The organism is Arthrobacter sp. NPDC056727 (assembly GCF_042790555.1).
Classification (GTDB): domain Bacteria; phylum Actinomycetota; class Actinomycetes; order Actinomycetales; family Micrococcaceae; genus Arthrobacter.
In genome coordinates, this window is the sequence record NZ_JBHTZA010000066.1 from 1 (window position 1) to 1,180 (window position 1,180).

The window sequence follows — 1,180 nt, forward strand, 5'->3', positions numbered from 1 at the left end:
CCTAGGCCGCGAGGGCCTGGCTTCGGTATTGTATCGGGCTCAGGCCGTTTAGTTTCGTCGAGATTCTTTCGGTGTTGTACCAGCGGATGTACTCGTGCAGTGCGGTTTCCAGTGCGCTGGTGCTGAGGAACCGGACGTGGTGGAAGAGTTCCTCCTTGAGGTGGCCGAAGAAGTTCTCCATTACCGCGTTGTCGTAGCAGTTGCCCTTGCGGGACATGGACTGGACCGCGCCGGCCTCGTTGAGGAGAGTGCGCCAGGAGATGTGCTGATACTGGACGCCCTGGTCCGAGTGCACCAGCGGTTTCTGTCCGTCCTCGAGCAGTCCCAGGGCGTCGCGCAGCGACGCGTTGGTCAGTTCCAGGTTCGGGGACGAGCCGATGGCGTAGGAGATGATCTGCCGGTCGAAGAGGTCCATGATCGGAGAGAGGTAAAGCTTCCGGCCTCCGACGCTGAACTCGGTGACATCGGTGACCCACTTCTCGTTCGGGGCGGCGGCGTCGAACTCCCGGTTCAGCAGGTTCGGGGCAACCCTGCCCTGCTCGCCCTGGTAGGAGTTATAGCGCTTCCTCCGCCGGACCTTGCAGACCAGTCCCAGGACACGCATCAACTTCAGGACGGTCTTTTTCGCGACCGTCCACCCCTTCTTGAGCAGCTCGGTATGAATGCGCCGATGCCCGTACCTGGCCTGGCTGTCATTGAAAATCTCGGTGATCGTGGTCTTCAGCGACGCCTGCGGATCCGGAGCCTGGAGCCGGGCCTGGTGATAGAAGAACGTGGATCGGGCAAGCCCGGCAACGTCCAGCAGGACGCCCAACGGATAATCAGCCTTGAGGCAAATGACGGCCTGGACCTTCACCGTCGTCCCTGTTCCCTCAAGGCCCGCAGTTTTCCCAGGTAGGCCACCTCTGCCCGCAACCGCTCGTTCTCCCGGCGTAACCGTTCCACCTCCGGTGTATCTGGCGGTGGCGGCGCGTCGGACTTACGGGGCCTGCCTTTAGGCTTCGGGCGCAATGCATCAGCACCCTCATCGCGGTAGGCACGTACCCACTTTTGCAGCACGCGAGGCGAGGACAGGCCGGCCTCCACTGACAGATCCGGGGCGGTCTCGCCCGCGAGGAACCGTTGGACCAAAGCGAGTTTGAACTCGAACGAATACGACGTTGGCGGCTGCGGCATCAAA

The 1,180-nt window shown here is 62.2% G+C and carries 2 protein-coding genes; both read right to left on the reverse strand.

Annotation, left to right across the window (positions count from 1 at the left end):
- Position 1: 1 nt before the first annotated feature.
- Positions 2–856: an IS3 family transposase gene (locus ACFRAH_RS24270; protein ID WP_377993446.1), complete on the reverse strand. Its 855-nt coding sequence runs from the start codon at positions 854–856 to the stop codon at positions 2–4.
- On the reverse strand, positions 853–1,180 hold a 328-nt coding region (locus ACFRAH_RS24275; RefSeq protein WP_377993447.1), incomplete at its 5' end, for a helix-turn-helix domain-containing protein. The genes ACFRAH_RS24270 and ACFRAH_RS24275, both read right to left, overlap by 4 nt.